A 5,240-nucleotide genomic window follows, 5' to 3' on the forward strand; every position below is an offset into this window, starting at 1 on the left:
CTGGCTCGCCCGCGAGCCCTCCGGGATCCCCGCGAGGTACTTGCCGGTGAGCAGGCCCTGGGCGAGCGGCGCGAACGAGATGCAGCCCATGCCGGGGTTTGCGACGCGGAGTGCTCGCGGCGTTGCATCGCGCTGTGCGATCCGAACAGACAGTCCCTGATCAGCCGGTGTCCGACGACGGAGCAGCCCGCCGCGCCGTCACGGTGTTCCCCGTCCTCGTACTCCTGGCCGGTGCGGCCGGTCTGGCCACGCCCGGCACGTTCGCGGGCTGGGGCAGCTCGGTTCCGTACCTGCTGGGCATCGTCATGTTCTGCATGGGACTGACGATGACTCCGCAGGACTTCAAGGGCGTGGCGAAGCGGCCGTGGGCCGTCGCGATCGGCCTGGTCGCGCACTACGTCATCATGCCGGGGCTCGGCTGGGTCATCGCCCACGCTCTCGGGCTGCCCCCGCAGCTGGCGGCGGGGCTGATCCTCGTCGGCTGCGCGCCCAGCGGAACCGCGTCGAACGTGGTGACCTTCCTGGCGCGCGGCGACGTCGCCTTGTCGGTGTCCGTCGCCACCGTCTCCACCGTGCTCGCCCCCCTGGTGACGCCACCGCTCACCCTGCTGCTGGCCGGCGCCTATCTGCCGGTGGACGCCGGTTCGATGATGGCGGACATCCTGAAGACCGTGCTGCTTCCGGTGATCGGCGGCCTGGTGGTGCGGCTGGTCGCGGGCAGGCTCGTCGACCGGGTCCTGGGCGTGATGCCCTGGCTGTCGTCACTGGCCGTCGCCGCCATCGTCTGCGCCGTCGTGGCGGGCAGTGCCGGCGCGATCAGGTCGGCCGCCTTCAGCGTGCTGGTCGCCGTCGTGCTGCACAACGGACTGGGGCTCGCCCTCGGTTACGGCGCGGGAAAGGTCAGCGGGCTCGGCCGGCCGGCCAGTCGCGCCATGGCCTTCGAGGTCGGGATGCAGAACTCGGGACTCGCCGCCTCCCTGGCGACCGCCCACTTCAGCCCGCTGGCCGCCCTGCCCGCCGCCGTGTTCTCCGTGTGGCACAACATCTCCGGCGCCCTCGTCGCGGCCTGGATGTCACGCACCTCCCGGCGCGGCACGCGCCCGGTGGCCGCCACCACCGGGCCGGCCTCGGCACCGGCTTCCGGCCCGGCCGCACCCGAGGAGGCCTGACCGCACGCGACGGCGCAGGCGCCGTCCCGCATCGCGGCGCCGTGCCGTACCGGCCGCGCCACCGGTCCACCACCTCCTCACCCGGGGCGGCCCACGGGGCGCCCGCGACCGGGTCAGGAGTGCGTGGACCGGGCGAGGGAGCGTGGACGCAGGTCGGTCCAGTGGGTCTCGACGTAGTCCAGGCAGGCCTGACGGGTGTTCTCCTCGAAGGCGACCACCCATCCTCCGGGCACCTCGGCGAAGGACGGCCACAGGGAGTGCTGGCCCTCGTCGTTCACCAGGACCAGGAAGCGGCCGTCGGGGTCGTCGAAAGGGTTGGTGCTCATGTGTCGTTGACTCCGTGTAAGTCGTATGCGTCCAGGACCGCGCACCCCCCGTCGGTACCGGGGCCGGGGATGGCGACGGCGGGCACCCTCAGGTTAGGCTCCCCTAACTGAGCCTAGCTTCTTCCCTTCCCTCTCACAAGGAGACGTCCATGCGCCTGGGTACCGAACGGGCCACCGCGGAGGGCCGCTTGGACATGCCCGCCGACGCACGCGCCCACCGCACGGGCGCCGGCCCCGCGGGCCGGCGATGACCCCCGGCACGCCCGGCCTCCCCGGCCGGGAGAGTGCTTTCGCCGTCTTCGGTCTGACCGGCGCACCCGGCACCGACGCGTTCTGGGCAGCGGCGCGGACACCGGCCTCGGTACCGGCGGGCGACGGCGGCTGGACGACCCTGTTCAAACAATCGGTCCCACAGCTCGGCAGGATAATGTGCCCCGGTGACAACGCAATCGAACATACCTGCGGGATGGCATCCGGACCCCCATGGCGCACCTCAGCTGCTGCGCTACTGGGACGGTGCCCGGTGGACCGAGCACACGCACCCCGCCCAGGCGCAGGCCGCCGCGCAGACCGCCCCAACGCCGGGCGCCCAGGCCGCGCGGTCCGCCCCGGCCCAGGCTCCCGCCAGCGCGCCCGCCCAGGGCCAGGCTCCCGGATGGCCGCAGGGCGCGGAGGGCCGGCAGCATGCGCCGCAGCACCAGGTGCCGCAGGCCCACGCGCCGCAGCACCAGGTGCCCCCGCAGCAGGGGGCCGTCAGCGCCGGCTCGCTGTTCGACCAGCAGGTCCTGGTCGTCAGCCAGAAGGCCAAACTGATCGAGGTCACGAACGAGTACCGCGTCTTCGACCAGCAGGGCAACACGGTCGGTTCGGTCGTCCAGGTCGGCCAGAGCGCACTGCGCAAGGTGCTCAGGTTCGTCTCCAGCATCGACCAGTACCTGACGCACCGGCTGGAGATCCGCGACGCCTACGGGCAGCCGCAGCTGCTCCTGACCAGGCCGGCGAAGTTCATCAAGTCCCGCGTGATCGTCCAGCGTCCCGACGGGCGGCCCGTGGGCGAGATCGTCCAGCAGAACGCCATCGGCAAGATCAATTTCGCCATGACGGTCGACGGGCGGCAGGTCGGCGCGATCAAGGCCGAGAACTGGCGGGCCTGGAACTTCGCGATCGTCGACCACAACGACGCCGAGATCGCGCGCATCACCAAGAAGTGGGAGGGCCTGGCCAAGACCCTGTTCACCACGGCCGACAACTACGTCCTGCAGATCCACTACCAGCTGCCCGAGCCGCTGCTGAGCCTCGTCGTGGCGACGGCCCTCACCGTGGACACGGCGCTCAAGCAGGACTCCCGCGGCCTCGGCTGAGTCCCGGGCAGGGCGGCGCGGGCCGCGGGGGAGGGCTCACCGTGCCCCGGCGGCGCCGGGCTCCTCCCCCTCCATCCCGGCCAGCACCCGCTGCGCCACGGCGAACGCCGAGTTCGCGGCGGGGACCCCGCAGTAGACGCCCGTCTGCACGAGCGCCGCACCGATCTCCTGCGGGGTCAGCCCGTTGCGCACGGCGGCCCGGACGTGCATCGCCAGTTCGTCGTGGTGGCCGTGGGCGACGAGGGCGGTCAACGTGATGAGGCTCCGCTCCCGCCGGGACAGGGTCGGATCGGTCCAGACCTCGCCCCAGGCGTAGCGGGTGATGAAGTCCTGGAAGCGTGCGGTGAACGCGTCGGTGGCCGCCTGCGCCCGGTCCACGTGGGCGTCGCCGAGCACCTCCCGGCGGACCGCCGCCCCGCTCCCGCGCCCGCCGGTGGCGAAATGCGCGCGGAGCGCCTCCCGGACGGCCCCGGGGCGTTCGGCGGGTGCCAGGTGGGAGGCGCGCGGCAGTTCGACGAGGGTCGCTCCCGGTACCGCGTCGGCTATCTCCCGGGCGTGCGCGGGCGGCGTCGCCGGGTCCTCGCGGCCCGCGATCACCAGCGTGGGCGCCCTGACCCCGTGCAGCGCCGGCCGCAGGTCGTAGGCGGCGAGCGCGTCGCAGCACGCGGCGTACGCCGCCGGGTCGACGCCCAGGAGGTCCTCCAGCAGCCGGGGCGAGGTGAAACCGGGCGTGAACCACCGGGCCGCGGCGCTCTCGGCGACCGGGCCGATGCCTTCGGCGCGCACCCGCGCGGCCCGCTCCCGCCACGGGCCGGGAGCACCGAAGTGGGCGGAGGAGCACACGACGGCCAGGCGTTCGAGCCGGTCCGGGTGGTGGACGGCGAGCCAGAGGCCCACGGCTCCGCCCAGCGAGACCCCGGCGTAGGAGAACCTGTCCAGGGACAGCGAGTCGGCGAGGCGCAGGACCAGCGAGGCCAGGTCCGGCACGCCGGCTCCGGGCCCGATCAGCCCGGCGGGCGATCCGCCGTGCCCCGGCAGGTCCCACCGCAGGACCCGGTGGGTGGTGGACAGCTCGGGCGCCACACCGTCCCAGAGCGCGGTGGACGTACCGAGCGACGGGCCGAGCAGCAGCGGGGGAGCGGTGGCCGGCCCCTCGGCGCGGTGGTGGAGGAGGCGGGCGTCAGGCGGGGTCATCGGCGCTCCAGGGCGTGGTCGGTGAGCGGCCCGGCGCAGCCGGTGTACCGCCCGGGGTCGGTCAGTTCACCCAGGTCGAGGCCGGCGAACGCGGGCTCCCCGGCGAGCGCGTCCGCGAGCGTTCCGCCGCCGTCGCGCATCCGGCGGGCCGCCTCGGCGAGGATCTCCCGGGCACGGGAGCGGCCCACCCGGCCGGCGGCGACGGCGGCCACCCGCTCCGAGGTGACGAGCCCGCCCGTGAGGGCGAGCCGGGCCCGCATGGCCTCCGGGAACACGGTCAGTCCGCCCGCCAGTGCGGCGGCGTCCCGCGCCGCCCCGCCGACCAGCCGCAACAGCTCGCGCAGGGGCTCCCATTCGGCGTGCCAGGCTCCGGCGGGCCGTTCGTCCTCCGCCACGAGCGAGCCGAGGAGCGTGGCCGCCTGGCCCGGCGCACGGCGGGCCGCGGCGGCGATCAGGGTGGCACGGACCGGGTTGGCCTTGTGCGGCATGGCGGACGAACCCCCGCCCCGTCCCTCGGCCAGCTCGGCGATCTCGGTCCGGGACAGGGTGAGCACGTCGGCCGCCGTCTTGCCGAGCGCGCCCGCGGTGAACGCGAGCGCCCCGGCCAGGTCGGCCACCGGGGTGCGGAGCGTGTGCCAGGGCAACGCCGGTGCGGCGAGGCCCACTTCGCGTGCGTACGCGGTGACGAGCCGCAGCCCCAAGCCGTCCTCGCCGTCCGGGGCGAAGGCGCCGAAGGCGGCCAGGGTGCCCGCCGCGCCGCCGAGCTGGGCGGGGAGGGACTCCCGCACGCTGCGCAGCCGGTCCCGTGCGTCGAGCACGAGGGAGCGCCAGCCCGCGGCCTTCAGCCCGAAGGTGGTGGGTACGGCGTGCTGGGTCAGCGTCCGGCCGGCCATGGGGGTGTCGCGGTGCCGGGCCGACAGCCTCTCCAGGGCGTCGGCCGTCCGCCCCAGGTCGCCGAGGATGAGGGCCAGGGTCCGGGAGGCCACCAGCATCGCCGCGGTGTCGAGGATGTCCTGGCTGGTCGCGCCCCGGTGCACGTAGGGCCGCAGGTCCGTGTCGACCGCCGCCGAGAGGTCCGCCACCAGGGGGATCACCGGATTGCCCGCGGACCGCGCCCGCAGCGCGATCTCCCCCACGTCTAAGCGGTCCGCGTCGGCCGCCGCGGTGACCGCCGGGCCGGCCGCGGCCGG

At 74.8% G+C, this 5,240-nt stretch carries 5 protein-coding genes; 2 read left to right on the top strand and 3 right to left on the bottom strand.

Annotation, left to right across the window (positions count from 1 at the left end; genetic code table 11):
- Positions 1-167: 167 nt before the first annotated feature.
- A complete protein-coding gene (locus ABZ371_RS28550; RefSeq protein WP_358684863.1) occupies positions 168-1,169 on the top strand; it encodes a bile acid:sodium symporter family protein in 1,002 nt (333 codons plus the stop codon).
- A 113-nt stretch (positions 1,170-1,282) separates the two neighbouring features.
- Here ABZ371_RS28550 and ABZ371_RS28555 read toward each other — a convergent pair whose 3' ends face one another.
- On the bottom strand, positions 1,283-1,495 hold the full coding sequence (locus tag ABZ371_RS28555) for an MbtH family protein (protein WP_358684865.1): 213 nt from the start codon (positions 1,493-1,495) through the stop codon (positions 1,283-1,285).
- A gap of 437 nt (positions 1,496-1,932) precedes the next feature.
- Between ABZ371_RS28555 and ABZ371_RS28560 the strand changes: the two genes are divergently transcribed.
- Positions 1,933-2,856, top strand: a complete 924-nt coding sequence (locus ABZ371_RS28560; RefSeq protein ID WP_358684868.1) for a phospholipid scramblase-related protein — start codon at positions 1,933-1,935, stop codon at positions 2,854-2,856.
- Positions 2,857-2,892: 36 nt separating this feature from the next.
- On the opposite strand, the gene pcaD is transcribed toward ABZ371_RS28560, so the two are convergent.
- Positions 2,893-4,050 carry a 3-oxoadipate enol-lactonase gene (gene pcaD, locus ABZ371_RS28565; RefSeq protein ID WP_358684871.1) on the bottom strand — a complete coding sequence of 386 codons (1,158 nt, stop codon included), beginning with the start codon at positions 4,048-4,050 and terminating at the stop codon, positions 2,893-2,895.
- Positions 4,047-5,240 (bottom strand): 3-carboxy-cis,cis-muconate cycloisomerase (pcaB, locus tag ABZ371_RS28570; protein WP_358684874.1); only part of this gene is annotated, 1,194 nt, incomplete at its 5' end. The genes pcaB and pcaD, both read right to left, overlap by 4 nt.

It is taken from the genome of Streptomyces sp. NPDC005899, from assembly GCF_040629645.1.
Taxonomy (GTDB): domain Bacteria; phylum Actinomycetota; class Actinomycetes; order Streptomycetales; family Streptomycetaceae; genus Streptomyces.

Bases quoted from the DNA above. Each gene is read 5' to 3' on its own strand.
- ABZ371_RS28555 (WP_358684865.1), bottom strand. From the start codon at position 1,495: ATGAGCACCAACCCTTTCGACGACCCCGACGGCCGCTTCCTGGTCCTG.
- pcaD (WP_358684871.1), bottom strand. From the start codon at position 4,050: ATGACCCCGCCTGACGCCCGCCTCCTCCACCACCGCGCCGAGGGGCCG.